The organism is Leptolyngbya sp. 7M (assembly GCF_018128485.1).
The window spans coordinates 2,381,657-2,406,963 of the sequence record NZ_CP070897.1 but is presented as its reverse complement, the minus strand read 5'-3'; the positions used below and the strand labels follow the sequence as shown (position 1 = coordinate 2,406,963).

The 25,307-nt window shown below is 48.5% G+C and carries 25 protein-coding genes and 1 pseudogene; 13 read left to right on the top strand and 13 right to left on the bottom strand.

Annotation, left to right across the window (positions count from 1 at the left end; all coding sequences use genetic code 11):
- Positions 1 to 22: 22 nt before the first annotated feature.
- Both JVX88_RS44010 and JVX88_RS11535 read left to right on the top strand, forming a co-directional pair.
- A pseudogene (locus JVX88_RS44010) lies at positions 23 to 70 on the top strand (hypothetical protein); the annotation flags it as partial.
- 90 nt (positions 71 to 160) lie between these two features.
- Positions 161 to 394 (top strand): MBL fold metallo-hydrolase RNA specificity domain-containing protein, encoded by a 234-nt coding sequence (locus JVX88_RS11535; RefSeq protein WP_211629134.1) that lies wholly within the window; start codon positions 161 to 163, stop codon positions 392 to 394.
- 123 nt (positions 395 to 517) lie between these two features.
- Here JVX88_RS11535 and JVX88_RS11530 read toward each other — a convergent pair whose 3' ends face one another.
- The 3 genes from JVX88_RS11530 to JVX88_RS11520 all read right to left on the bottom strand — a co-directional run bounded on the left by JVX88_RS11530 (position 518) and on the right by JVX88_RS11520 (position 3,940).
- The gene (locus JVX88_RS11530; RefSeq protein WP_211627441.1) at positions 518 to 1,114 is read right to left on the bottom strand and encodes a hypothetical protein; all 597 of its coding nucleotides are present in this window, start codon (positions 1,112 to 1,114) and stop codon (positions 518 to 520) included.
- Between the two features lie 215 nt (positions 1,115 to 1,329).
- Complete coding sequence (locus tag JVX88_RS11525; RefSeq protein ID WP_211627440.1) at positions 1,330 to 2,595, bottom strand: ABC transporter permease; 1,266 nt, start codon at positions 2,593 to 2,595, stop codon at positions 1,330 to 1,332.
- Between the two features lie 100 nt (positions 2,596 to 2,695).
- Entirely contained in the window at positions 2,696 to 3,940 is a 1,245-nt protein-coding gene (locus JVX88_RS11520) for an ABC transporter permease (protein WP_211627439.1), read from the bottom strand.
- 190 nt (positions 3,941 to 4,130) lie between these two features.
- Here JVX88_RS11520 and JVX88_RS43015 point away from each other — a divergent pair, with 190 nt between their 5' ends.
- On the top strand, positions 4,131 to 4,577 hold the full coding sequence (locus JVX88_RS43015; RefSeq protein WP_317134624.1) for a hypothetical protein: 447 nt from the start codon (positions 4,131 to 4,133) through the stop codon (positions 4,575 to 4,577).
- Between the two features lie 269 nt (positions 4,578 to 4,846).
- On the opposite strand, the gene JVX88_RS11510 is transcribed toward JVX88_RS43015, so the two are convergent.
- The 4 genes from JVX88_RS11510 to JVX88_RS11495 form a co-directional block, all read right to left on the bottom strand.
- On the bottom strand, positions 4,847 to 5,851 hold the full coding sequence (locus JVX88_RS11510) for an NAD-dependent epimerase/dehydratase family protein (protein WP_211627438.1): 1,005 nt from the start codon (positions 5,849 to 5,851) through the stop codon (positions 4,847 to 4,849).
- Between the two features lie 85 nt (positions 5,852 to 5,936).
- Positions 5,937 to 6,722 carry a TylF/MycF/NovP-related O-methyltransferase gene (locus JVX88_RS11505; RefSeq protein ID WP_211627437.1) on the bottom strand — a complete coding sequence of 262 codons (786 nt, stop codon included), beginning with the start codon at positions 6,720 to 6,722 and terminating at the stop codon, positions 5,937 to 5,939.
- Between the two features lie 297 nt (positions 6,723 to 7,019).
- Entirely contained in the window at positions 7,020 to 7,811 is a 792-nt protein-coding gene (locus JVX88_RS11500) for a class I SAM-dependent methyltransferase (protein WP_211627436.1), read from the bottom strand.
- Positions 7,812 to 7,943: 132 nt separating this feature from the next.
- Positions 7,944 to 8,717, bottom strand: coding sequence for a hypothetical protein (locus JVX88_RS11495; protein ID WP_211627435.1), 774 nt, complete (start codon positions 8,715 to 8,717; stop codon positions 7,944 to 7,946).
- A gap of 35 nt (positions 8,718 to 8,752) precedes the next feature.
- Between JVX88_RS11495 and JVX88_RS11490 the strand changes: the two genes are divergently transcribed.
- Both JVX88_RS11490 and JVX88_RS11485 read left to right on the top strand, forming a co-directional pair.
- Positions 8,753 to 9,136, top strand: coding sequence for a class I SAM-dependent methyltransferase (locus JVX88_RS11490; protein ID WP_211627434.1), 384 nt, complete (start codon positions 8,753 to 8,755; stop codon positions 9,134 to 9,136).
- A gap of 135 nt (positions 9,137 to 9,271) precedes the next feature.
- Positions 9,272 to 9,997: a metallophosphoesterase family protein gene (locus JVX88_RS11485; RefSeq protein ID WP_211627433.1), complete on the top strand. Its 726-nt coding sequence runs from the start codon at positions 9,272 to 9,274 to the stop codon at positions 9,995 to 9,997.
- Between the two features lie 158 nt (positions 9,998 to 10,155).
- Here the strand turns inward: JVX88_RS11485 and JVX88_RS11480 are convergent, their stop codons facing one another.
- Positions 10,156 to 10,839 (bottom strand): Uma2 family endonuclease, encoded by a 684-nt coding sequence (locus tag JVX88_RS11480; protein ID WP_211627432.1) that lies wholly within the window; start codon positions 10,837 to 10,839, stop codon positions 10,156 to 10,158.
- A gap of 400 nt (positions 10,840 to 11,239) precedes the next feature.
- On the bottom strand, positions 11,240 to 13,081 hold the full coding sequence (locus JVX88_RS11475) for a hypothetical protein (RefSeq protein ID WP_211627431.1): 1,842 nt from the start codon (positions 13,079 to 13,081) through the stop codon (positions 11,240 to 11,242).
- 115 nt (positions 13,082 to 13,196) lie between these two features.
- Between JVX88_RS11475 and JVX88_RS11470 the strand changes: the two genes are divergently transcribed.
- The 4 genes from JVX88_RS11470 to JVX88_RS11455 all read left to right on the top strand — a co-directional run bounded on the left by JVX88_RS11470 (position 13,197) and on the right by JVX88_RS11455 (position 17,502).
- A complete protein-coding gene (locus tag JVX88_RS11470; RefSeq protein ID WP_211627430.1) occupies positions 13,197 to 13,760 on the top strand; it encodes a hypothetical protein in 564 nt (187 codons plus the stop codon).
- Positions 13,761 to 13,767: 7 nt separating this feature from the next.
- Positions 13,768 to 15,123 carry a glycosyltransferase gene (locus JVX88_RS11465; protein ID WP_211627429.1) on the top strand — a complete coding sequence of 452 codons (1,356 nt, stop codon included), beginning with the start codon at positions 13,768 to 13,770 and terminating at the stop codon, positions 15,121 to 15,123.
- Positions 15,116 to 16,216 (top strand): ABC transporter permease, encoded by a 1,101-nt coding sequence (locus tag JVX88_RS11460; protein ID WP_211627428.1) that lies wholly within the window; start codon positions 15,116 to 15,118, stop codon positions 16,214 to 16,216. Before JVX88_RS11465 ends, JVX88_RS11460 begins: the two co-directional genes overlap by 8 nt.
- 71 nt (positions 16,217 to 16,287) lie before the next feature.
- Positions 16,288 to 17,502, top strand: a complete 1,215-nt coding sequence (locus JVX88_RS11455) for a DUF3419 family protein (protein WP_211627427.1) — start codon at positions 16,288 to 16,290, stop codon at positions 17,500 to 17,502.
- On the opposite strand, the gene JVX88_RS11450 is transcribed toward JVX88_RS11455, so the two are convergent.
- On the bottom strand, positions 17,452 to 18,090 hold the full coding sequence (locus JVX88_RS11450) for a hypothetical protein (RefSeq protein WP_211627426.1): 639 nt from the start codon (positions 18,088 to 18,090) through the stop codon (positions 17,452 to 17,454). The two genes, JVX88_RS11455 and JVX88_RS11450, sit on opposite strands and share 51 nt — an antisense overlap.
- 146 nt (positions 18,091 to 18,236) lie before the next feature.
- Positions 18,237 to 18,914 carry a Uma2 family endonuclease gene (locus tag JVX88_RS11445; RefSeq protein ID WP_263975499.1) on the bottom strand — a complete coding sequence of 226 codons (678 nt, stop codon included), beginning with the start codon at positions 18,912 to 18,914 and terminating at the stop codon, positions 18,237 to 18,239.
- A 39-nt stretch (positions 18,915 to 18,953) separates the two neighbouring features.
- Between JVX88_RS11445 and JVX88_RS43010 the strand changes: the two genes are divergently transcribed.
- Entirely contained in the window at positions 18,954 to 19,712 is a 759-nt protein-coding gene (locus tag JVX88_RS43010; RefSeq protein WP_263975498.1) for an ABC transporter transmembrane domain-containing protein, read from the top strand.
- Between the two features lie 15 nt (positions 19,713 to 19,727).
- Here the strand turns inward: JVX88_RS43010 and JVX88_RS43005 are convergent, their stop codons facing one another.
- The gene (locus tag JVX88_RS43005; protein ID WP_263975497.1) at positions 19,728 to 19,865 is read right to left on the bottom strand and encodes a hypothetical protein; all 138 of its coding nucleotides are present in this window, start codon (positions 19,863 to 19,865) and stop codon (positions 19,728 to 19,730) included.
- A gap of 89 nt (positions 19,866 to 19,954) precedes the next feature.
- Between JVX88_RS43005 and JVX88_RS43000 the strand changes: the two genes are divergently transcribed.
- From JVX88_RS43000 to JVX88_RS11430, 3 genes are read left to right on the top strand one after another with little or no spacing between them, the layout of a single operon-like run.
- A complete protein-coding gene (locus tag JVX88_RS43000; RefSeq protein WP_263975496.1) occupies positions 19,955 to 20,227 on the top strand; it encodes a hypothetical protein in 273 nt (90 codons plus the stop codon).
- A 48-nt stretch (positions 20,228 to 20,275) separates the two neighbouring features.
- A complete protein-coding gene (locus JVX88_RS11435; RefSeq protein WP_211627425.1) occupies positions 20,276 to 20,617 on the top strand; it encodes a hypothetical protein in 342 nt (113 codons plus the stop codon).
- A 2-nt stretch (positions 20,618 to 20,619) separates the two neighbouring features.
- A complete protein-coding gene (locus tag JVX88_RS11430; RefSeq protein ID WP_211627424.1) occupies positions 20,620 to 21,954 on the top strand; it encodes an ABC transporter transmembrane domain-containing protein in 1,335 nt (444 codons plus the stop codon).
- A 72-nt stretch (positions 21,955 to 22,026) separates the two neighbouring features.
- Here the strand turns inward: JVX88_RS11430 and carB are convergent, their stop codons facing one another.
- On the bottom strand, positions 22,027 to 25,257 hold the full coding sequence (gene carB / locus JVX88_RS11425; RefSeq protein WP_211627423.1) for a carbamoyl-phosphate synthase large subunit: 3,231 nt from the start codon (positions 25,255 to 25,257) through the stop codon (positions 22,027 to 22,029).
- Positions 25,258 to 25,307 lie beyond the last annotated feature (50 nt).

Below are 25,307 nucleotides of genomic sequence, written 5' to 3'. Positions count from 1 at the left end.
ACTAATAATCTCGTCTTCCGGTATGATGACCGGCGGACGCGTCCTTCATCATGCGATGCGGATACTCCCGGAAGAGAATGCAACAGTGGTCTTCGTCGGATTTCAGGCTGCGGGTACAACCGGCCGACGTGTTCAAGACGGCGAGAAAGAGGTAAGGATAATGAAACAAACCGTTCCGGTCCGCTGCCATGTCGAGAAGGTTGATGGATTTTCGGCCCACGCCGACTGGAAAGCGGTCTTAAAATGGCTTGAAGGCTTACCAAACACGCCTGGAATGGTATTTACCACACACGGTGAACCCGATGCAGCGGACGCAATGGCCGCCCATATCCGCGAACGCTTTGGCTGGAAGGTCCTGGTACCTTCTTACGAACAGATATTGATGTTGTCCTAATGGGCAGCAGTAGGCACAGCAGGGGCAGAAAAGAGCTAAAGTGCGGGCTTATGGATGCAAGTTCCGATAAGAAATGGAAACGGCCCGCAAACTAGCGAGCCGTAAAAATAAATTTATGCTGAATTAGTCTAAAGGCGGAACGCACCCACCTGGAAGAGCGATGATGCAATTCGGGGCATTTCTCAACTTATAGTTGTCGGTTTTCGCGTTTCGATTACTAAATTCAAGGGTTCTACCATCATCGGCGATCGTGGCGTCGCTCACGGGTATCAACCAGACTTTGTACTCACCACCTTTGTTCGGCGTAGGATTAAAGGGATAAAGTTGTACCGCAAGCGAGCCATTACTCGGGTCGACGGTTCCAACCGAGTGAAAACAACCGGGACCCGCAGGAACACCATAGATCCTGCCATCTGAATTTGTGACGACCTGACGACATTCCGCAAGATCTGCTGAAAGCAAAACACGGCCACTCGGATCGGTTACCTGAAAATAAAATGTGGTGTTTGCAGGTAAGCCGCTGCTGTTATTGTTATTTGGGCCGCCATTCAGATAGACATCTTGGGCATAAAGGTAAATGTTTTGATTTACCGGCTGACCGCTCTCGTCGGAAGTAAAAATAGCTCCCGAAAACAAAGGCATCGAATAAACCAAGATCGATACTGAAAGGACCAGGGCAACTGAATAAACTACCTGCAGAATGTGCTTGGGGATTCGCATAACGATACTCCTATATTGTTGAATTCATAATCTCAGGCAGTGCACAGAGCATAAAGACCTTGCTCAGGCAATACCTCACTAAAATTGGGCTTAGGCAAGAAATATAATCTATTCCATATTGAGATACAATAGGATCAACGAATCACATATAAGTTAGGATTAGGTCTGGGGCAAAGAAGGGCTGGTTTGCCTGACTCAAAAAAGACACCTATTTCTTATTCATATCTGAGACACTCTATTGGGTCGAGTTTTGCGGCTTTGCGGGCAGGTAACACGCCGAAGACAAGGCCGATCAAGACCGAGACGGTCAGTGAGGTCAGGATCATCCAAAGTTCGACCTTTGCAGGCAGAGAGGGCAAAAGTGCAAGAAGCAGGTTGCTGATCCCGATCGATATCGCAACTCCGATAACGCCGCCTAATAGCGTAAGGGCCATTGCTTCCGAAAGGAACTGAAATACGATCGCGCCGCGCGTCGCGCCGATGGCCTTCCGGATGCCGATCTCTTTTGTCCGTTCTGTTACGGATACGAGCATGATGTTCATCACGCCGATCCCGCCGACCAGAAGTCCGAGAAGTGAAATTGCGATCGCAGCGCTGCCAATACCTGCAATTATGCCATCAAACTGACGCATAAAATCGTCCGCAGTCTTTACGTCGAAATCGTTAGGCTCCCCGTATTTCACGCCGCGTCTGAGCCGGAGGATGCCTTCGATCTCGTTTACCGCATCGTTCAATTGTCCGGTCTTTGCCTGAGCGATGTGCAACACCGCATCACGCGTCGGGGCCACCTTTCGCGCGGTCCGAAAGGGCATAAATATCTTTCGGTCTTCTTCATTTTCTCCGAAAAAGCCGGCCTGACGTTTCTCAAGAACTCCAACGATCTCCCAAGATTGGCCGTTCATACGTATGACCTTTCCCAGAGCTTCGTCCGGATCACCGTTGAAAAGAGCCTCGACCGCATTTATGCCGATGACAAGAACGTTCCGACGCTCGTAATTGTCCATTTCCGTAAGCCATCGCCCGGTCCTTATATGAAGGTTTGTTACTTGGGCGTAATTGGGTTCGACGCCATCGGTCAATGCCCACCGATAGTTCTTGTCCTTGTAGATCATATTGTCGTCGAAGCCCGAGCCCCACGAGCCGATATTTACTGCGACCGTGGTAATATCCTCAACCGAAGATGATTGAGCCAGAACTGCCTGTGCGTCATCCCATGTAAGCGGTTTTCTGTTTCGCTCATCTCGGTTGGGCGGGCCAAATCCTGTAGAGAGGTGGAAGAGGTAGATATTGTTCGTGCCGTATTCCTCGAACATCGCAACAATGCTTTGGCGCATTCCGGTCAAGATCGAGGCGACAACGACCGCGGTTATGATGCCAACTACGATCCCAAGGATCGTCAAGAATGAGCGAAACTTATGCGAGACGACGCTGTCATACGCCATCTTCAGGACTTCGACCGGTAATGATGTTGAAAACCGCATATTTTTTTATTGCAAAGGCGTATGGTGAGTGAGGACTTAGCGAAATAAGACCGAACATATTTCGTAGATCACATTTACATCTTTGCTCCGAACAATTCCCTCAGCTTTGCGTCAAGGCGACGATCGGATCAAGCCGAGAAGCCTTCCACGCCGGATACAAGCCCGCGATGATTCCAATGACACTCGAAACGCCTACGGAAAGGATCACGTATCCAATGGTTATGGTCATTGTCATATCCAGTAGATAACCAACAAGCTGTGTTGCACCGACCGCCAAAATTAGCCCCAGCAATCCGCCAACTACGCAAAGCAGAGCAGATTCGATCAGGAATTGAAGCAATATCTGTTGGCGCGATGCACCGATCGCTTTTCGCAAACCGACCTCGAAAGTCCTTTCGGTAACCGAAACAAGCATTATGTTCATCACGACGATGCCCCCAACGACCAAAATGATCATCGTTATTGGTATGACGACGGCGGCGATGGCCCCCGTTATCTGATCCATCGTTGAATTGAATTCATCGACGTTCACGACAGAGAACGTGCTCTCCTCGCTTCCGAGCAGCCGCCGTTTATTCCTAAGTATCAGGTGAGCCTCATCAATGGCGGCCTTGAAGGTTTCTGATTCAACTGTTTTTCCGTGTATCTGGATTCCACCGGTCCGGTTGAATATTTGATTATGTAGTGTGATCGGGATATAGACGTGGCGATCCTGCGACTGACCAAAAAATGATCCGCGTTTTTGTTCGACGCCGATTATCTCGACCGGAACACCACGTATCTTAAGTGTCTTACCAACAGGGTTCGTGAATTCAAAGAATTTTTCTGCGACGTCGGAACCGATAACTGCGACCTTTGCCGAGCGATTTACTTCTTCTGCAGAGAAAAAACGCCCGGTCGTCAGAGTTTTGTCTTCAATCTCATACATATTGTCCGTAACTCCGATCATACGAGTCGCGGGCAATTCGGCTGTGCCTTCCTTCAGGTCAGCCCCGGCATTCATCTGCGCTCCAACGTAACTGCAAAGGCGGCACTGATCGCGAACGTATTCGAATTCTTCCCAGGTAACGTCCTTGTTGCGCCGGTTCATCCGTTCCCATTCTTCGTCCGACATGTCGCCGACCTGGGCCATTCGCGTGATCATAAAGTGGTTTGAGCCGAGAACCTTTGATACCTGACCGATAACATAAGTCTTTAGCCCTGAGATCGAGGCGCCGACGACCACCACGGCCGCGACCCCGATGATGATGCCAATAAGCGTAAGGAACGCACGAAGTTTGTGCTCCATTATGGATTTGAAGGCGATCCAGAACGCGTCGGAATAAAATGAATAAAGTTGGCGCATTTCTCAAAGTGCTCGCACTCGCGCAGAATTGGGGAAAATCAGTGATACCGGTTGCGAAAGCCGAGCAACACGTCTTTTAACGGAAAGTGAAAAGCAAATGTTCACAAAAAGTTGCAGGCGGGCGGTTGTCGAAGAAAATGCGCATCGTGCTATAATCCGGCTTTACTTCAAATAGCTTAGGAGAAATGCTTTGGCAGTTTTAGTCGATAAGAATACGCGCCTGATAGTCCAGGGTATAACTGGAAAAGAAGGCACGTTTCATATGTTGCAGATGCGTGACTACGGCACGAATGTCGTAGGCGGAGTTACGCCCGGCAAAGGCGGGACGACGCACGAGGGGGTGCCGGTATTCAACACGGTCGCTGATGCGGTGAAGGAGACCGGAGCTAACGCTTCCGTGATCTACGTACCGCCGGTATATCACGTCCCGCAGATCATCGCGCTGCACAATCATGGCCGAGGTGATGACCAAATCGCACCAGTCCCAATCTTCCTCGGTCTCCATACGAACGTTGCGGTCGATCAAGCGCATTTCCCACTCTTGAGGCAAAAGTGCAGCCACGGTAATCAGTCCCAGGGGCGGCATGTTGGTTTTGAGGCCAATCAGATCGAGGGTTTCCTGATAGGACCAAAATGAGTTCGGTAAACGAGGCCAAACAAGTAAAACTTTCATAGGGAGATCGGAAGTAAAGGACAGAAATTGATGGGAAGCCCTGAGGCTTAAAAAGCTCAGGTAGAACGCATTGAGCAGAAACGTGAGCAGAAACGTGAGCGGAAGGTGAAAGGTAATAATAGATGAATTATCCTAATATCATCTTTTGTTATCTAAGTTGTCTGAGTCATCCAAGTTACTTCAGCAATACTGTTAATTGTTTTAGTAAGAAGCACTTTAGCAACTTGATTCGTTTATTTAGAAGCTTTGGCACGAGCTATCCACTCCGGTGAATAGATGTCCTCCTTTCGTAGCCATTCTGCCGTGCGTGCCATCCCTTCCTCTAAGCTGATGCTGGGTTGGTATCCCAAAACAGACCATGCCTTTTCAATTGAATAGGCGTAGCGACGCGAAAGTACATCAATCGATGACATTGAGATACTATCGTCGCTAATCCGCAGTTTAACTAGAGTTCTGACTACAAAACCCGGCAAGGAGATCGGTTTGGGCATACCGCTAATTTTCGATAGCCAAGTTGCGTACTCGCGCCAAGTTGTGGCAGCACCATCAGTCAGGTTGAACGCCTCTCCGTAAGCCTCTTTCTCAATTGCCAGAAAGATGCCATCGATTAAGTTGTCTACATAGATGTGGTTGATGATGTTTCGCCCTCCGTCCATTAATACAAACAGGCGTTTCTTCATCAGTTGCAGCGGACGTACTACCCAAACCAACGAGCGAGGGCCATACACATCTCCTGGACGAATTGTGATGATGCCAAAGTCCGAGTCATTTAGTGGTAGAAGCTGCTTTTCGGCTTCCACCTTAGTTTTGCAATAGGGATTGTCGCCGGTGTAAAGCGGACCTGATTCGTTGACGTGATTCGGATAGCTGTAGCCATATACCATGACGCTAGAGAGATGAACAAAGCACCGGACACCCGCCGCCTTGGCAGTTTTTGCCAAATTGAGAGTGCCGCCTACGTTAGTATCCATGAACTTATTTACGTCTCCTTCTTCCCGCACAATTGCCGCGGTGTGGAGAACAATATCTACACCCTGACAAGCTCGCTCTGTAACGGCAGGATCGGTAATGCTGCCAATTACCACCTCTGCGCCAAGTGCTCTAGCCGCTTGAGCTTTCTCAGCCGTGCGCTGTATACCACGAACCTTCATGCCTCTCTGAACTGCCATTTCAGCAGCACGGAGACCAATAAATCCACCGATCCCGGTAATTAAAATTGTTTTACCTTGAAGTTCCATATCGATGGGAGAAGATTGGAGAAACAACGGAAGAATTTGGCGTTAGCAAACCTGGATTAACTGGACGCACCAAAGCCAAGATTGATTACTTCATTTTTACTACGACTGCATGACCATTCAGGTTATGAAACACCAATCGATCCGAGTAAGAGAGCTGTTCTTCCACAAGCTTGGTGACGCCATCACAGCCCAAAAAACCATAGTCGTCGTAGACAATGATTCCACCGATCACCATTTTCTCCCAGATCCAATCCACTATATCTTTTGCAGATTGGTAAACATCTACATCAATATGGCAGAACCGAAATTGATCTCCTGCAACTAAATGTCCAGTATCATCGGGAAAGATACCTTCCAAAATCTTGGCATTGGTTAGACCTAGCTTGCCGAGAAGATTTTCTACTATTGCTCTTGAAGTATCAGCATGTTCACCGCCTCGATACATTGAATCGTTTTTGGATGCTTTGACAACTCCTTTAAATGTATCGCACAGATAAACCGGGTCGTTAATTCCACACAGCCAAGCTTGTTGGGCAATCAGGGCACCTGTACCTCCCTTCCATACACCAATTTCAATAATGCTGCCTTCTAGATGCTTGGTCTGCTCTAGCAATGACCAAAGTTCAAAACAGCGGTATTTATCAACAAGCGTATTGTGCCGAATCGCGCGATAGATTTTTAGGAAATCCTTGTCTTTACTCCAGGGAGCATAGGTAGCGTAAGGATAGATGTTTTCGTAACGAGAATCACGAGTCCACAACCTATAGAGAGCGCAGAACCAGCGATAAGCTTGGAAAAGCGCACCATAAATTGTTATTCCAATGATTTCTCCAATTCTTTCTTCAAACGTCAATTGTGTTTTTTGGTACATAAATCTCCTCTGCGGTAGAAATGAGGGTAACGTTTTCCAAGGGCTGGATCAGGTCCCTTCAGAATGAAGGTATGACATTTAGATGAAGCGAGTCTAATATTCAGGAGCGTTTACTTGGAGAAACATTCAGATACTCAGTAATTACCTTTTCTAGTAGGTTTAGCAATTGGCAAAAATCGATGTTAGTAGCCAAATTGATTAGAACAGCGCCAAATTTCCTGGTTTTTAGGAGGTCAGCGATCAGCATATCCTAATAAAATCTCCCTCAGAAGTAAGGGAGATTGTACCCATTTGAAATTACTCTAGATGTTGTACAACTGGAGGTGTGGCAAAAGCATGCTTCGGTTGAGCTGCCACTAATAGTTGAGGCATGGTGATGCCGCCATGTTTAATGAAGTCCCAGAGCAACTGCCGTCCGCGCTTCGTGAAGAACAGATCGCCCAACGAAGCCTGCGATTCTGGATATAGCTTTTTCCAAGCCGCTACATCTTTGAGATTGAATGACCAATCATCCAAACGATAGGCAAAAATCGCGAAATTGGCCTGTTCAAATAGGTTGAACATATCATCTTGACTAAAGGCATGAAGATGATAGGGATCGATATGACGAGTTTCGCCGAGTGGCACCGAGAGCAGAAAATAGCCATCGGGCTTGAGCAGACTGTGAATTCGCGCCAAGAACCGATCTGGGTGAGGCACATGCTCGATCGTCTCAAACGAAATGATCACATCAAATGGTTCCGCTTCAAACTGTTCGGCATCAGCACAAATAAATTCCACGCCTGGAGTGGCGTAATGATGTTTAGCATATTCGACTGTATCGGCAGCAATGTCTACACCAATTACTTCGGCTGCGCCCGATTGTTTCAGCATTTTGCTGCCATAGCCGGTACCACAGGCAATATCCAGTACGCGCTTATCTTTGACATAGCGGGCTGCGGTTTCGTAGCGACGCAAATGAATATTCAACATCGCTTGACTAGTGGGATCATCGGCAAGTTGTTCGGGAACCAAGCGCTCCCATAATCCCCAGGTGGGAAGACTACCCGTAATTGATGGATCTTGAGTGGGTCGATTTTGAGTTTGCATGTTTACCTCTGTCAATTAAAGCAATCGATAGAATGGTTGGTACTCGGTTGAATACTCAGTATTGAAGCAGTAAGTAACTAATATCAAAGGATCAAAATTGTATTTTTAAGAAGCGTTAACCGACTTGGCAGATCAATGAAGCGAAGCAAAATGCCGGCCTCCTAGTTCAATTTCGTCGGTTTCGCAGCCAGATTTTAACCGTTCGACTAAGTAAGACAAATCACTGGCAATGATATTAGTGCCGTGATCGGGTTCAATCAAACCGGCTAGACGAATGTTCTCACCCTGCTGATTCACTAAGCGATAAATGCCTAAGAAGTTGAATACTCCAGATTCGTATGTACCGCAGGGGACCGAAGGGTTGTTAACCCCGACACAAAATTCCTGCTCTCGAAACCAGCTTGCTGCTGGATAGCCGTGGAAGTGAACGATGGGTGCACCTTGTTCGATCAATTTAGGCGCGTAGAAAGCGGCGGCCAACGAAATCGCTAGCATCACATACAGGTCATAGGAAGGACGGATATCCACAGTTTTGAGATCGACGCCTTCTGGAGTTTGCAGCACCATGCCGCCCTGTAGCCCAATCCGGAGAATGTCAGTACTCAGATTCAGATTGGTCTTGTTAGAACCAGAGCGGGAGCTAACGATCCAAATGTCCGGTACCTGCTTAAAGCTTTCACGATCGCCGATTTGCAGTCGAATGTAGCGTCTGCCTGCCTCGTTCTGCCGCATATCACCACTGCTGAAGCCTGCCACTGGCTGCAATTGCTCCCACTCGTGGCGGCTGATTTCAACCGCGCCCACATATTGAGGTGGTTCGGCATAGGCCAAAAATCCATAAGAAACTCCGTTGCGGCCATCCATTAGGGCACTGACAATATCTCGGTGAGATTTACGCTTGATCACCTGAGGGTGAACGAGTAACCCTGCACAAAGGTGTGGTGGATGAGCTGCCACTGCAACGGTTTGATGCCGCAACCAGCCTGTTAGTCATGCACTTTTTACCAGATGATGGCTCCAAGCTCAATTACTTGCAGGCAATCGCCGCTCGACTCAAACCAGACAGCCCGTTTCTATTGGTTGACCTACAAGGGGATAAGCAATCTGATGCGTTCAAATTACTGGTTGAAGGCTGGCAGACACGAGCGAGGTTAGCGGGAATGGAGCCACAGCGCTTAACAGAATTCGTCAATAGAATGCAACAGCATCTTCCCTGTATTCCAGAATCGCGAACGCTTGAATTAATTCAGCAAACTGGGTTTAAGAACGCAGTTCGATTCTACACAGCATTTATGTTTAGCGGTTGGTTGGCGTTTGCAGAGTAATGGCAGTGATTCAAAACTACAAAGTTTGTAAGTACCTCGGCATAATTAAAAACCAGATTCAAAACCCCGCGCAGCGGGCGGCGCAGGGTTTTGGGTTTTAGGTTCAATTATGCTCACCTACTTAGTACAGAAATAATGACCATTTGGGCAATTTTGAGCGGGATTGAAGGTAATTTGGCCGCCTATGAAGCTGTGTTAGCAGATATCAAACGGCAGCGACAACCTGTCGAAGAACTGTATATTTTGGGTGATATAATTGCTGCGACACCTGCTAGTGCAAACGTAATTCAGCGGATCAGATCGCCTCGTGACCATGAACCCGAACCGCAAGTCTGCCGAGGCTGGTGGGAAGAGCAGTTGCTGATTCTGCATGGATTAGGGCGCACCGGAGAACCCACTGAATTAATCGAGCACTATGGTGCAGAGCAGGTCAAAGCATTATGGGACGCTATTCCTCGCTCTACAGTGAACTGGATTCAATCGCTTGATTTCGGTTTCTTTGAACTCGACTGCTTACTAATTCACGGCAGCACAGTTAGCGTCAGCGACGAATTGACTCCCAATACACCACCGATTCAAATGCTGGATCGGCTGATGCGGATGGATGCCAATTATTTGTTCTGCGGTCGTTCGGGATTGACATTCCAGTATGAGATCCAGCAGGGTAGCGTTACATCCAGCGTCACAACCTTAGATCACACAGCCCCACCGCAAGCGACACTCGTTAAACCGCGGCAGGTGATTGGGGTGGGCAATGTCGGACGAGTGCCTGGACAGGCAACCTATACGCTCTATCATCCCTATGCCAACCAGGTGGAATTTAGAACGGTGCAGTATGGCTCTGGGAAAGGTTTTCGTTGACTAGGACGACTATAAAAGTCAACTGCTTCAGCAAAACCGGGGTAATGCCTTGATAGGGACAGTGCAGCGATAGGAACAGTGCAGCAGTTGTCGTAACGCTTAGATGCATCGGCTGCGATTTTCAATATGCTGGGGGGTAGGATTAACTTCCTGTGTTCTTACTCTTGCTCCTGGCTCAACTGCTGCACAAACGCTTGATGCTCCGGAGAATTTAAGCCCTGTTGCAACACCGATAACACCGTTGCCATCTCTCCCGCTAACAAGGCAGACACGGCTAACCATAAACCTGGAAATATCTGACTCCGAACAATGCCTTGTTCATCAGACTGTTGAGCCACATAATCATCCGCTTTTAGCATAAACCAATCTAACTGGCAATCCAATGTTCGCCAAACCAGGTATTCTTGCACCTGATTGCGACGATAAGCGCGTTTTTTATCGTGTAAATCAATCGCCGCACTACTCGCCGCTACTTCCACTACCAGTTCCGGTGCTCCTTCAATGTAGTCATCTGCGCCAATCGTTGCCTGTCTCCCTGGCACCAGCAACACGGCATCGGGTTGAGGTTCATTTTCCAGATCTAGCCGCACCGTGGGTTCAATGCCCACCACGACCCTTGGGGTGAACGCTTGGTAAGTGCCCAGCCAAGTGGCTAAAAAACCATGCGGTTCCCCATGACTTTTGATTCTCAGCGGCGATGCCATATAAACCACTCCCTCAACCAGTTCAGCTTTTTTCAAATGCGGCATAGCTTCATAGCGCCGCTCAAACTCAAACCGCGAGAGGCGATCGCCATTTTCTAACGGTGGAATCAGGAGCCTGGATTCTGGAGCTTTAACCATCGGTTTTCCTTGGATCTATCCAGTATGACAGCTTGATTGTAGCCTTTAGCGTGAATTGAAATTCCTATGCAAATGAAGGAACCAATGATGCGGAAATTTTGCCCATTATGGAAATCCTTACCTAAACCCCCTTGCCCACCTCTGCCCACTTGGAAGCTCAACCAGTCGATTGATCACAATTTTAGATTGATCACAATTTTAGCGAGATCCTTGGCCGGGTAGCGGTAGCTCAACTCTCACAAGGTTTGGGCTGTTGCAACGACTTGTTCTTGATTGATTCTCTCGCTCAATAACATTGGCACCATTACGGATGATAGAAGAGCATCTAGGCAATAGTAGAACATCCAATCATCTACCATCCGCAGTGGTAGAGGCAAATGCCTTCTTTTATAGCGTTTATCTACCCACCCAACTGCTGCAAAATTGGATTGGTGGCATCAACCAACACTAACCCGTTGGGGCGCTCGGGAATTGTAAACGACTTCAGCGTTAGAGAACCGCCGCCTTCAATTACCGCTACTAAATCACCGTTGCTGGTGGAAATATTCAAATTATTATCTACCGATCGGAAAACATAATCTTCTGCCGTGCCGCCGGTAAACAGCTCATCTTCTAGCGGATCAAAGCCACGAATTAGCGCATAGTCTGCGTCACCATTGCCGACATAAAAGGCTCCGGGTTCAGCCTCAGGGCTGAGTAGCTGATCATTACCAATGCTAAATATGGTGGATCCGGGTGCACCAATCAGCATATCGACTTCACCTTTGCCGGTACTGCCGGTTTTGTAGGCTTCTTGTTCGGCATCTACTTCTGTCAACGCAACTCCAAACAGCAAAAACTCGCTACCGAAGCCAGTTACCGTATCGTTACCATCGGTACCTGCGAACAGTCCAGCAATTTCTCGGTCAGATTCACCAAACTGTCCTACCTTGAGGTATTGCTCAAAGCCTGTTTTGTATTCTCCTTGTTGTACTGCTGCCGCCACATCTGGATTCGCAGCTAGGTAATAGGGTTCATAGAAAGAGGCTTGCAGTTGCTGGATTCGTTCATTTTCAGGAGAAACAAGCGCATAGGTGCCGGGAATGGCGCTGGGCAACTGCACCAATTCTAGCTCTGGATCTTCGAGGCGGGCAATCACATCGCCAGCTTGGGTCGAGAGCTGAAACAGCGGATAAATTTCGCCTCCAAACTCCTCCTCATAAATTTCAAATTTGTAGTTTTGAATTGCCTGAGCCACAATCAGCTCGTCTTGTTTGGGATCAAAATCACCAATCAGCGCATGATCTTGCTCGCCTTGCCCTACATAGAAATCGACTCCGGCGTTTCCGACCAGAAAACGATTCACACCAAAGGCACCGTGGTAATGGTCATAGTCGCCGCTTCCCGTAGTCGCTGTTTTGATTGCACCAGTAGCTGGATCATATTCAGTGATGGGCATTCCTGTTACAATTGCATTGCCCAATGGATAGAAAAAACTATCATTACCGACTACACCATTGAAAAAAGTTTGCCGCCCCTCATCGATACCTTTTTGAATAAAGTGATCCCAACCAGAGCTATACTCACCAGCATCCAGCAACTCTTTCACATCGGGGTTAGCAACTAGATACGCAGGTTCGTTGAAGTAGGGTTGACTGCGGCGAGCATAGTAGGCATTCTGGGGCGAAAACAGTAAAATTCCCTTGTTTGTGAACAGCCCATCGGGGATGAGTTTGGAAATGCCTTCTACAATGGCAATCAGATCGCCGTTTTTCGAGATCCGGACATTGCTGTCTACGGTTTCAAACTGATAATCTTCAGGGCTGCCTGCTAGATAAATCGCATCTTCACTGGTTGGATCAAAGAAATGGATCAGCGCGTAATCCTGATCGCCGTTGCCTAGATAAAAATCCTGCGGCGTTTCGGTAGCATTGTCCCCGAGGTAAAAGATATTGCGTCCGGGTGAACCTTGAAGCGTATCCAACTCGCCTACGCCAAGGGTTTCGGCTTCGATAGTGATTAGTCTGCCTGTCGATTTTGCCGTCTTAATCTTCACACCCACCACAGACGATTTTTGTCCAGAGGACTGAATGCGATCGTTGCCTTCTGTACCGCTAAAAACGACACCATTGCGTTCTTGATATTGTCCGATTGCTTCATATTCTTCTCTCCCTGAGGCATACTGTCCTTCAGCGACTGCTTTTGCTACATCCGGATTCTCAGCCAGGTAAATAGCGTCATTCAAGAATGAATTTGCTTCCATATATTTACTCCAATCTCCGATCTTTCTTGCAACATATCTTATCGGTAAAGAAACTCTCCGGTTGGCGATAGGGGCAGCGGCAGTCCAATTTGTATTTCGGTTCTTTTTTGCAGGTGTGAGCGGTGCCCTCATTCAATCTTTCCGTCGTGTCGAACCCGCTTGGAAGGCACTCTTCACGGTGCTTGCCTTGGTACCTTTAATTAGCCACTTATTCGAATTTCTTCTTCAACTGGGCTTTGGCTATTTGACATCCACACTGGCTCGAACCGATGAGGCAATACTAAGGTCTATCTCTGTATCAATAATTTCAGCCTTATTCACCTTATTTGCGATGCGGCGCGGCGTGATGATCGTTGGAGAATCAGAAAGCAAATCATTGATCAGCGACATCTCGCGCCTGCCGGTGGTCATATTCCACTTTATCGCATTTATCCCAAATGAGATCTCTGCAATGTTTCGACGTGGTGCTCATCTTGGCGCCTTGATCGCGATCTTTGGATTTGGCATCTTCGCACAAATAATCGTTTGGGCATTAACGAATAAGCCATCGTGGACATATAACAACGGGCAGGAAATACCGCTCATTAAATTTTGGGGCGTGGACGGAATGATACTTCTAGTGATACTCATCGTTGTTTCATCGATCGTTTACGAAAGCCAGCACAGCCGCAGCAGATAGATCCGACGTGACCAGAAAATTCAAAACGCTCCATATAACCAATTACTACCACAAAACCTCGGGCGGCATCAGCACATCATTTCGTAATCTGATGGCAGCCGCCGAACGGCACCGCAGACATGTTCGGCTTATCGTCCCAGGCGAAGTTGAAGGCGTAGAAGACGTAAATGAATTTGCCAAAATGTATTTCGTACCGGCGAGGCATTCGCCGATCTTCGACAAGCGTTATCGCGTGATGATGCCCTGGCAATATATGGTAACGGATTCACCGATCCGCAAAATTCTACTTGAAGAGATGCCGGATGTTATTGAAGTTACAGATAAATATACGCTTAGCATACTCGGCCCTATGATCCGCACCAACAATTTCAAACGTCTCGGGCGGCCGATGCTCATACACTTCTCGTGCGAACGGATGGACGACAATGTTGCTTCGTTCCTCTCTAGCGGGCGTCTCGGGAAATGGCTTTCACGCAGCGTGATGGCCAAATACACGCTCCCGAGCTTTGATTTTCATATCGCTAACTCTGCCTACACAGCCGAAGAGTTCCTGGATTCGGTCAAGCCATATCTCAAAAAGAATAGCAGTAAGCTGAACCGCACCTGGCGGATGCTGAAGGCTCCGCGTGTCCCTCTTAGTGAACGCATACGCGTATGCCCGCGAGGGGTTGACGCAAAGCTATTCACACCCGATCGGAGATCAGATAATGTTAGAGCTCAAATGATCGAATTAGCAGACGCGAATAGGGATGCAACATTGCTGCTTTACGCCGGACGGATCTCGCCGGAAAAGAACATCGGACTTCTCGCGGAAATGATGAAGATCCTTGCGGATGACCCGGACCTTGATTTTCGACTACTTATTGCAGGTGATGGCCCGCAGGCCGAATGGCTCAAGCAAGAAGCAGAGAGAATCGCTAAGTACAAGATAGTCCTGCTTGGCCATCTGGACAAAGAAAGACTTGCTGATCTTTACGCGAATGCAGATGTTTTTGTCCATCCTAATCCGAAAGAACCTTTTGGGATCGCCCCATTGGAAGCAATGGCCTCTGGCGTTGCAACCGTCGCCCCACGGTCAGGTGGCATTCTATCTTATGCTACTGATGAGAATTGCTGGCTTGTTGACCCGAACCCCAAAGCTTTCGCCGATGCCGTCAAAGGAGCCGCGTCGAATGAGGTCGAACGAAGACGACGCACCGAAGCCGCGGTTGCAACCGCACGTGCAAACACACGCGAGCATTCAACAGACAGACTGTTTGCGACGTATGATGAAATATACGAAGATTTTCTACAGCGTCGCGAATTATTCACCGATACTGCGGCCGCACGCGATTTTGATTATTCGCAACTGATCGATGGTTGATCTTATTGTCGCAAATCTACGAGTTCGCCCTTTTCGGACATTGATCAGCGTTATCGGCGTGGCACTTGGTGTCGTGCTTGTAGTCTTGTTCACTGGCCTTGCAAGAGGAATGACGAATGATATGGCCCGTCGTGCCGCGAACTGGAAGGCGGAGATCGTCTTTACGCGCTCAGGAGCTATGGGACTGGATAGCTCTAACATGAGTGTTAGTACCGGATATGTTCCCCGGCTCTTGGAGATCCCGGGCGTGGCAATGGCAGTTCCTGTAGGCAGATATGTTACGCCTGATACACGAGGCCGATGGGGGCTTCAGCAAATAGATGGTGTAGATTGGGAGCCGTTCGCCGCGATGAATGAGATGAAGATCGTCGAGGGTCGCCGCCATTCGGCAGAGAGCGAGGTCATTTTTGACGAACGCCAAATGCGCGAGGACAATGCAAAGCTCGGAGATACCATAACCCTCTTCGGCGGCCGTCAATATACCATCGTCGGCGTTTTTTCTCCGCCATCGGGTTCACGGATCAAAATGTCCTTGGCAGCTTTGCAATCAGCTCTTGAGGCACCGGACCGATGTACTTATATCCTAGTAAAGATCGCGAATGATGAGGACGCAGAAGCCGTTGCCGCACGCATTAATGAGGCCCTGCCGGGAAACAAGGTCAATCTAACGCGAGACCTCGTTATCGATGCCCAACAGCGAGTTCCGGCGCTAAATACTTTTTTACGAGTGCTTGTGGGCCTTGGAGCATTTGTCAGCACCATTTTCGTCCTCCTGTCTATGTACACGACGGTAACGGAACGAAGGAAAGAGATCGGCATCCTGAAATCGCTCGGTGCATCCAAATCCTTTATAATCCGGGCGATCGAAGGCGAAGCATTTCTTATCGGAACTTTGGGAGTGATATTGGGTGTGGCCACGGCGTATCTCGCCTCGGAGCTCATTTGGCGCGTCTTCGAGCTCCACTTCGAATTCAGCTTGGGCTGGATCATCACTGCGGTTACCATCGCCATTATCGGCAGTCTGATCGGCGCACTTTACCCGGCTTGGAAGGCCTCCGCGATCGATCCGGTCGAAGTAATGACCAACGAATAAAGCTTAACTCTCTGTTAATGGCAAAGGCCGTTTTGTTGAAACCGTCTTAGTTCCGCGAAACAATCGATGTGATGGCAGAACAACTTGTCCTAAAAGCGGTCCAAAATGAAAAGGCGGTCTCGAGCCGCGGGATCCTTCAGAAGCTCTTTGCAGTTTGGTTCGATGCATTCGTTTACAACCAGATATGGGAAGATCCACGCGTTGATATTGAGGCATTGACGATCGATGACGCATCGCGAATACTTACGATCTCTTCCGGCGGATGCAATGCGATGAATTACCTGATCCGATCGCCCGGATCTGTTACCGCGGTCGATCTGAACAAGAATCACATTTATCTTCTCAACCTAAAACTTGCCGCCGCGAAATATTTGCCCACTTATAAGCAGTTTTTCGATTTTTTTGGGAAAGGAAAAGGCGCGAACACCGGCACAGATTATTTGCGTTATATTGCTCCGCACCTTGATCGCGAGACGCGAGAGTTTTGGGAATCGAATACTTTCGGCGGCGGACTGATTTATGGCGACCGGATCAGTTTTTTTACCGGTGCAGGTCTGTATGAACACTCGCGGAACGGATACTTTCTCCGCTTCTTTCATCGTCTTGCCCGTGCCTTTGGATGTCGGCCGGAAGCAGTTCTAAATGCGTCCTCACTTCAAGAACAGCGTGAGCTTTACAAAAAGTACATCGAACCTTTTTTTGATGCATTCCTGATAAAGTTCCTTGGCAAACTGCCCGTAACACTTTTCGGCCTGGGAATCCCACCGCAGCAATATGATGAACTGAAGAAAGATCTGGCCGATGGCCGCACGGTTATTGACATCTATCGCGAACGCACGGAAAGGCTTGCGTGTGACTTTCCTATAGATGAGAACTATTTTGCGTGGCAGGCCTTCGCCCGAAAGTATGATACAAAACAGCGGAAAGCAATACCCGAATACTTGAAAGAGGAGAATTTCGAAACGCTTCGGACAAATGCACAAAACCTGACAACAAAGGTCACGTCTGCAACTGACGAGATATGCAGGAATCCTGCGGGCACGTTCAACAAATTCGTATTCCTTGACGCACAGGACTGGATGAACGCTGCTCAGATAACTGAACTCTGGAACGCCATCGCCGAAAAAGCAGAACCCGGTTCGCGGATCATCTTTCGTACTGCAGGAGCAGCTTCTCCGCTGGACGCCGCACTTCCACCGAAATTGCTGGAAAGGTTCGAATACCACCGCGAACTTTCAGCCGAGCTTTTCAAGCAAGCTACTCACATTCTCAATGATGCCAATTAGCGATCGCACTAATGTATCTAAATCATCTGGAACTCGATAGAGTGCAATATCTTGAGTAATTCTTTTTTGTGTTCTGTCCAAAATGCCAAATCGCCAAGCATCACCGATTGTTACTGCACCATACAGATGATCCTGATTCTTTGCCTCTGCTAAAGCAATCATCTCAACCGCAAGCTGGGTAAATCCTCTGGTGAGGTCATCATTCTTGGCTTCAACCACCAGCAAAATATTCTCTAGCCATAACAGATAGTCCAGATTCCCTTTCAGCCAGTTGTTCACAACGAGGGGATACTCAATCCGCAACTGGCACCGACAATATCGGGCAACCTCTAGTAGTACAGGAGCAACCAATGTTTCTCGTCGAGCGGTTTCACTACTCAAACTCACTAACAGAAGCGACTCCTCAATTTGTCGTTGTAAATCAGCCAGCCGCTCAAATGGTCGCGCAGTTTTGGGCAATAGCAAGCGCGATCGCTCTAATCGGTAGCCAAACTCTGCCAGGATTTCATCTGCCTCATAAGGCATCTCAAAGTAAGAGCGAAAGGTATAGGACTGATCTGCTTGCAGAATTGAACGCGATTGAGACATTGTTTATCACCTGTATTTGTGTCATAGGAGGACTGATAGGTATGTCATAGCTACTTCTTCAGATTAGCTTAATCAGGCGCAGCGAGGTTAAACCATTGCCCTTCCTGCCCCGTATTCAGCTTACTTACTTTCCTGCTGTTGACGAATCAGATTACGAACTCCATGACTGCATCAAACTGCTGCTCAGGTCTGACATAGCTGGCAAGCAACTCAATATCTAGATTGGACAACAACTCACTGCTTACAACTGGTTCGTAATGGTCAGCCTGTAAATGATAAATCTGAAAGGCTTCATTCTCCCAGAACCATACTTCAACAACCTGCAAGCCCCGGTAAATCTCCAGCTTGTCAACCGTTTCGCTACTCAGAACAACTTCGATCGCAATATCAGGAAACTCCTTTTTATGCTCCAGACAATAACATTCATCCGGTTCCAGTCCGCGTTGCTTAGCCGCCTTACGAGACGTTGCGGAACCAATCGCATGAAATCGAGTACGAGTTTCTTGGAAGTATGCCTCCATGAGCATACCAATCATCTTTTTAATCTCCTCATGTTCTGGAGATGTTGCCATAATTTCCAAGACTCCTTCCAAATAACTCAGGCGCAGATTTGGAAAGTCATTGCCCAAGGTTGCCAGCAAAATCTCATACTGCTGCCAACTTACGCCATCTAAGACTACACGCTGTTCTGCCGATGGGTGCGCTAAGACCTGAGGTGCCATAAGCGTTGAGTGATTCAAAGAGCTACAGGCTTTTATTCTATATCCTGCAATTAGAAGAACTGAAATCTTAAAACAAACTCGATTCGCTTGAAAATCCTGCAAACGTAGCCCTGTTCCAATTTGGCAAATGCTCTCTCAGCCATGAATATTCCTGTCAAACAGTATGGCGATCTGCTAGCGCATTACCTCAAATCCCAAAAAGGTCGTGTGGCGTGGCGTGCTATTACCTTACTCAGCAGCATTGGCTTACAACTCCTCAATCCGCAAATTTTGGGTTACTTCATTGAAACCGCCGTTGCCCAAACCACTTCTGCTCAACGTGCCTCGCCCGCTCTATTGATTGCCGCTCTGGTTTTTATAGCAGTGGCATTCCTCACCCAAATCCTTGCCGTGATTGTGACCTACCTCAGCGAAAACGTCGCCTGGACTGCCACCAATGCCCTGCGATCGGACTTAATCACCCATTGCCTCTACCTCGATTTATCGTTCCATAAAGCTCATACTCCTGGCGAGCTAATCGAACGAGTGGATGGCGATGTCACCACCCTGTCTCGCTTCTTCTCCCAATTCACTATTTACCTGTTGGGAAACCTGCTATTACTAGTCGGCATTTTGATTGTTTTATTCTACGAAGACTGGCGAGCCGGACTCGGCTTAACGCTGTTTGCCTTGATTGCCCTCGTCATCCTGGTGCGACTCAACTCCTACGCCGTTTCACCCTACGCTGCCTATCGTCAAACCAGCGCTGAGTTCTTTGGCTTTCTAGGAGAGCGACTCGCAGCTACAGAGGATATTCGCGCCAATGGTGCCGTTAGCTATGTCATGCGTCGCTTCTACCAAATTCTGCAACGCTGGCTTCCCATATATCATCAAGCCCGCTTTGCCAGCACCATTCTCTAGGCAGCATCAGTCGGGCTATTTAGCATCGGCAATGCGATCGCCCTTGCCACCGTCGCTTACCTCTGGAACCAAAACGCCATCACCATTGGCACTGCCTACCTGATCTTTCACTACACCAACCTGCTCAACCAACCGATCGAACGCATCCGCCAAGAGCTAGAAGGCTTACAGCAAGCCGAAGCCAGCATTCTCCGCATGAGCGTCTCTCTACCGGTCAAGCTCAACTCCTTGCCTTTGCGCGAGTGTTCCTGAAAAATCCCGGACTTGTGATTCTCGATGAAGCCACATCCCGTCTTGATCCAACCACTGAAACGTTACTTGAACACGCGATCGACAAACTCTTGGAAGAACGCACTGGAATAATCATTGCACACCGGCTGAAAGCCTTAAACAGAGCCGATCAAATCTTGATTCTAGAAAATGGTCAAATGGTGGAATATGGTGATCGTCAAACACTCACCAGTAACCCTAACTCTCGTTTTGCTCAATTGCTGAGAATTAGTGTAACCAAGTAGCCATTCCCCCTTTAGTCTCAAACTGTCCATCTAGCGTTCAATGAACCAATGACCCATGCTCAACCATCACTCTGGGAACTTCTGTGGCAGCTCATCTGCTACACCCCAAAGCTTTACTTCTTTGATAGCTGCTTCTGGATCTTGATCATGAGTTTACCAGGTGTACCTGGATTAATCATTCGAGAATTTTTCAACACACTGGCAGGTAATGCTCGTCTTGATTTTTCGTTATGGGCCATTATTGTTCTACTACTTGTTGTCGATGCTGCACAAATTATTGTTATCTTCGCGGGTCGTTGGACTAAAACCCAACATCGTTTCACCATGAGTTCACTGCTTCAGCGCAATCTTCTAGAGTCTTTACTCAATCGCTCTAATGCCATATTTTAACTGTGCATGGGAATTCGCAAAACATAGTTTCTCCAGGAGAAGTCATTAGTTACTTTCGTGATGATGCCGATCGCATTCAAGACACGATTGCTTCCATTTCGGAGAATATAGGAGCAGGACTATTGGCGCTCGGTACCCTTGTGATTCTCTGGAATGTTAACGCCAGAATTACCGTACTTGTTTTTATTCCTCTTGTGGTTATTTTGGTGATTATTCGACGAGTACGAGCGCGAATCAAACGGTATCGACAAGCAAGTCGTCGTGCCACGGAACAAGTCACGGGTCTCATCGGTGAAATGTTCAGCGCGGTGCAGTCCATTAAGGTTGCTGGAGCTGAACAAACGATGCTTGATTATTTTAATCAGATTGGCGATCGGCGTCGGCAACTCATGGTTAATGATCAACTTCTGACTGCAATCTTGAATGCAACGTTTGAAAATCTAGTGGGTTTTGGTACAGGGTTAATTCTGCTCCTGGCTGCTGTATCAATCCAAGCAGAGGCAGAGCCGCTCACCGTAGGTGACTTTGCCCTATTTGTCTACTATCTTCCCTTTCTCACCTACTTTCTGAGCGACTTAGGTGAGTTCCTGGCGATGCTAAAACAAACGGAAGTGTCATTTGAGCGCATGGCAAGATTATTACAGGAGCCAACCCAACTTGAGGACCGATCGTCTTCTCACCCACCTGCGATTGCCCCCCTTGTTGCTCACACTTCTCTTTATCTTCCTAATCTCCTAGGACACAAGCCTCGGTTACCGCCAGTAGAGCAACCCGGATGGAATCATAAAAATGGTACTTTGAGTTGGACTGACGATTGCCTGCAAACACTGACGGTTTCTAATCTGACTTATCGCTATCCAGATACAGAAGGTGGTATCAGCGGCATTCATCTAACCATTCCACGAGGTAGTTTGACAGTGGTTACAGGCCCTGTTGGTTCTGGCAAGACTACACTGCTGCGAGTGCTGTTGGGTTTGTTGCCCATGCAAGCCGGAGAAATCTATTGGAACGGGCAGCGAATTGGCGATCCGGCAAATTTCTTCCTGCCGCCCCGCAGTGCTTACACACCTCAGGTCCCCAAACTCTTCAGTGATTCCTTGAGAGAAAACATCTTGATGGGACTCGATCGCACCGAAGCTGAGATTGCCCAAGCGATTGTCCTTGCCGCTCTAGAACAGGATATTCGTACCATGCCAGAAGGACTGGAAACCATGATCGGATCTAGAGGAGTACGATACGCCTTTCGTTGTATTTATCTTCTGCGCCGCCGATCACCAGCAGATGCCCGCCGATTATCTCGCGATCATGCGTTTCTTCCATTGTTTGTTTGCAAATAATAGACAGTAAATAACTTTACGTAAAGTTATTTTAATTGAGGAATTTGGTCAAGAAAGCATGAACCGATACGTTCAGATGGTTCGTTCCGCGCTTTTGTGCCGCCCAACATGTATCTCCTGAAGACTTCGGACGACGACTTGATCCTGAGAAGACTTTGTAGCAATTGCTTCAACAAGTGCCTCGGCTCCGGTTATGGTCGTTACACACGGAACATTGAACTGAAGTGCAGCCTTGCGAATGGCCTGTTCATCGTAACGAGAGGTTTTCCCAAGAGGCGTGTTTATGATCAGGGCAATGTCTCCCTGTCTGATAAGGTCGGCAATGTTCGGACGGCCCTCGTTCACCTTGAACACGCTCTCGCATTCAAGCCCGACCTCACGCAAGCGGATCGCCGTGCCGTGTGTCGCTACAAGATCGAAGCCTAGTTTGTTCAATCGGCGGGCGAGGATAACAGCCTGGCCTTTGTCCGCATTTGTTACGGAAATAAATGCTTTGCCTGTGAGCGGCAATATTAGGCCGGCACCCTCCATTGCCTTGCCATAGGCTTCGCCAAAGGTGGAACCGACGCCCATTACCTCACCGGTCGAATGCATTTCCGGGCCAAGAATGGGATCGACACCGGCGAACTTTTTGAACGGGAACACCGGAGATTTTACAAAGACCTGCGGCACCGGCAACACGTCAGGCAAGGCAAAATCTGCCAGCGTTTTGCTTCCGGCCATCACAAGCGAGGCGATCTTTGCTATCGGCACGCCTGTGGCCTTCGCAACGAAAGGCACCGTTCGCGAGGCCCGCGGATTGACCTCAAGCACATAAACGCGGTCGCTCTGGATAGCAAACTGAATGTTCATTAGGCCTGTAACCTTTAACGCCCGAGCAAGCAAGACGGTGTAATGCTGGATCGTTTCGAGCAGTTCCGGAGCTATGCGTTGGGCCGGCAAAACGCTCGAGGAATCGCCTGAATGAATTCCCGCTTCTTCGATATGGGCCTGAATTCCGGCAATGACAACCGACGTACTGTCAGCTAACGCATCCACGTCGATCTCGGCCGCTCGTTCAAGAAATTTATCCACCAGTATCGGCTTTTCCGGAGAGGAATCAACCGCCGTCCGCATATATTCATCCAGCGAAGCCTCATCATAGACTATAGCCATCGCTCGCCCGCCAAGCACAAAACTCGGCCGCACGACGACCGGATAGCCGATCTCGTTGGCGATCGCTTTCGCCTCTTCCGCCGAGGTTGCAGTTCCATTTGCAGGCTGCGGGATGTTGAGTTCTTTTAGCAATGCCGAAAAGCGTTTGCGATCCTCGGCAAGATCGATCGAATCCGGCGAGGTTCCTATGATCGGAACGCCCGCAGCATGTAATTTGTCGGCGAGATTCAGCGGCGTTTGGCCGCCGAACTGGACGATCACACCTTCGGGCCGTTCGACATCAACAATATTCATTACGTCCTCGAACGTAAGTGGCTCAAAATAGAGCCGGTCCGAGGTATCGTAATCAGTCGAAACGGTCTCTGGGTTGCAGTTGACCATTATCGTCTCAAAACCAGCGTCGCGCAGAGCAAAGCTCGCGTGACAACAACAGTAGTCGAATTCAATTCCCTGTCCGATCCGGTTCGGCCCGCTGCCGAGGATCATTATTTTTCGCTGATCTGTGGGTTCAGATTCGCATTCTTCCTCGTATGTCGAATAAAGATAAGGCGTGAAAGATTCGAATTCCGCGCCGCAGGTATCAACCCGTTTGTAAACCGGCGTTATATCTGCCGCTTTACGATGTTCACGAATACTGACCTCATCGGTCCCGGTCATAAATGAAAGTCGCCGATCCGAAAGCCCGAATTCTTTTGCCAAGCGTAATTCGTCTAAGGAATAATCCCTAAGCTCCTTTGTATCCAATGATCTCTGTAATTCCATAACCTGTGCGAGTTGGTCCAGGAACCACGGATCGATCATTGTGAGGCGATGGATCTCTTCGATCGAATATCCATTCTGCAATGCGTACGTTAGATACGAAAACCGCTGCGAATTCGGACGTGCGAGCTTTCGCTGAAGCTCTTCATTCGAAACATCGACCAATCTGAGCGGCTTAACCGCCTCCAGCGAACGGAGGCCCTTGAACAAGCTCTCCTTGAAGGTGCGCCCGATCGCCATAACTTCGCCCACTGACTTCATCTGAGTTCCAAGTACGTCTTCTGCACCAGGAAACTTCTCAAAAGCCCATTTCGGTATTTTTGTTACTACGTAGTCGATAGTGGGCTCAAACGAAGCAGGGGTTTTCTTCGTAATGTCATTCGGGATCTCGTCGAGCGTATAACCTACCGCAAGTTTCGCTGCGATCTTCGCTATTGGAAATCCCGTCGCCTTTGATGCAAGAGCGGATGAACGCGAAACCCGCGGATTCATTTCGATTATCCGCACATCGCCGTTGGCCGGATTTACTGCGAACTGGATATTCGATCCTCCGGTCTCAACACCGACCTTCCGAATACATTTGATCGACATATCTCGGAGATTCTGATATTCGACGTCCGAAAGTGTCTGTGCCGGAGCAACTGTGATCGAATCGCCAGTGTGTACCCCCATCGGGTCAAAATTCTCGATCGAGCAGATAATTACAACGTTGTCGTTCAGGTCGCGCATCACCTCGAGCTCATATTCTTTCCAGCCGAGGATAGATTCTTCGACGAGTATCTGAGACACAGGCGAGGCAGCGAGTCCGCCCTTTGCTATCTCTTCAAATTCTTCAGGATTATATGCGGTTCCGCCGCCGGTTCCGCCGAGTGTAAATGCCGGCCTAATTATGGCCGGGTAGCCAGTCTCTTCGACGATCTTCTGAGCTTCTTCCCAAGTATGAGCGAACCCGCCTTTGCAGCTTGGCACGCCGATCTCGTCCATAGCATTTTTGAACAGCTCGCGATCTTCGCCTATTTTTATCGCGTCAACATTCGCCCCGATCAATTTGACCCCAACTTTATCCAGAATTCCCTTCTCATAAAGCTCGACCGAAAGATTTAACCCTGTCTGTCCGCCGACAGTTGGCAATAATGCGTCGGGACGTTCTTTTTCAATGATGGCAGTAGCTGATTCAAGCGTCAGCGGTTCAACATAGGTTCTGTCGGCTATCTCAGGATCCGTCATTATCGTTGCCGGATTAGAATTTACAAGTACGACCTCAAAGCCTTCCTGCTTTAAAGCTCGACAGGCCTGCGTCCCCGAATAATCGAACTCGCAAGCCTGGCCGATAACGATAGGACCTGAACCGATTATAAGGATCTTGTGAATATCTGTTCGTCGCGGCATTTTTCTAAACTCTCGATTATACAGATTTCACAGATCGAATCTAATGCCAG

Excerpts from the sequence above, each read along its gene's own strand:
- JVX88_RS11500 (WP_211627436.1), bottom strand. The coding sequence starts at position 7,811 with ATGCAAACTCAAAATCGACCCACTCAAGATCCATCAATTACGGGTAGT.
- JVX88_RS11435 (WP_211627425.1), top strand. The coding sequence starts at position 20,276 with ATGACCCATGCTCAACCATCACTCTGGGAACTTCTGTGGCAGCTCATC.
- JVX88_RS11525 (WP_211627440.1), bottom strand. The coding sequence starts at position 2,595 with ATGCGGTTTTCAACATCATTACCGGTCGAAGTCCTGAAGATGGCGTAT.
- JVX88_RS11535 (WP_211629134.1), top strand. The coding sequence starts at position 161 with ATGAAACAAACCGTTCCGGTCCGCTGCCATGTCGAGAAGGTTGATGGA.
- JVX88_RS11505 (WP_211627437.1), bottom strand. The coding sequence starts at position 6,722 with ATGTACCAAAAAACACAATTGACGTTTGAAGAAAGAATTGGAGAAATC.
- JVX88_RS11520 (WP_211627439.1), bottom strand. The coding sequence starts at position 3,940 with ATGCGCCAACTTTATTCATTTTATTCCGACGCGTTCTGGATCGCCTTC.
- JVX88_RS11530 (WP_211627441.1), bottom strand. The coding sequence starts at position 1,114 with ATGCGAATCCCCAAGCACATTCTGCAGGTAGTTTATTCAGTTGCCCTG.
- JVX88_RS11455 (WP_211627427.1), top strand. The coding sequence starts at position 16,288 with ATGGCAGAACAACTTGTCCTAAAAGCGGTCCAAAATGAAAAGGCGGTC.
- JVX88_RS11485 (WP_211627433.1), top strand. The coding sequence starts at position 9,272 with ATGACCATTTGGGCAATTTTGAGCGGGATTGAAGGTAATTTGGCCGCC.
- carB (WP_211627423.1), bottom strand. The coding sequence starts at position 25,257 with ATGCCGCGACGAACAGATATTCACAAGATCCTTATAATCGGTTCAGGT.
- JVX88_RS11510 (WP_211627438.1), bottom strand. The coding sequence starts at position 5,851 with ATGGAACTTCAAGGTAAAACAATTTTAATTACCGGGATCGGTGGATTT.
- JVX88_RS43010 (WP_263975498.1), top strand. The coding sequence starts at position 18,954 with ATGAATATTCCTGTCAAACAGTATGGCGATCTGCTAGCGCATTACCTC.
- JVX88_RS11475 (WP_211627431.1), bottom strand. The coding sequence starts at position 13,081 with ATGGAAGCAAATTCATTCTTGAATGACGCTATTTACCTGGCTGAGAAT.
- JVX88_RS11450 (WP_211627426.1), bottom strand. The coding sequence starts at position 18,090 with ATGTCTCAATCGCGTTCAATTCTGCAAGCAGATCAGTCCTATACCTTT.
- JVX88_RS11460 (WP_211627428.1), top strand. The coding sequence starts at position 15,116 with ATGGTTGATCTTATTGTCGCAAATCTACGAGTTCGCCCTTTTCGGACA.
- JVX88_RS11480 (WP_211627432.1), bottom strand. The coding sequence starts at position 10,839 with ATGGTTAAAGCTCCAGAATCCAGGCTCCTGATTCCACCGTTAGAAAAT.